Origin of the sequence: Macrococcus hajekii (assembly GCF_004359505.1) — a bacterium.
In the GTDB taxonomy this organism is placed as follows: Bacteria; Bacillota; Bacilli; order Staphylococcales; family Staphylococcaceae; genus Macrococcus; species Macrococcus hajekii.
Genome location: NZ_SCWE01000050.1, coordinates 1 through 278, shown reverse-complemented (window position 1 = coordinate 278; position 278 = coordinate 1). Strand labels below are relative to the sequence as shown.

General features: G+C 51.4%; 1 protein-coding gene. It reads left to right on the top strand.

Features of this window, described 5'->3' with window-relative positions; all coding sequences use genetic code 11:
- A partial coding sequence (locus ERX37_RS11325) for a collagen-flanked surface repeat-containing protein (RefSeq protein WP_208001703.1) occupies window positions 1-278 on the top strand: 278 nt, incomplete at both ends.

The following is a 278-nucleotide window of genomic DNA, read 5'->3' as shown; positions in this document are numbered from 1 at the left end:
TCACAAATCCAGACGGCACGACAACGACAACAGTCATCAAAGATGGTGTTGACGGAGTAGACGGTAAAGATGGCGAATCACCAACGGCGACAGTAGTCGACAATGGAGACGGTACACACACAGTGACAATCACAAATCCAGATGGCACAGTAACAACAACAGTGATCAAAGATGGTGCGGACGGCGAATCACCAACGGCGACAGTAGTCGACAACGGCGACGGCACGCACACAGTGACGATCACAAATCCAGACGGCACAACAACGACGACAGTCATC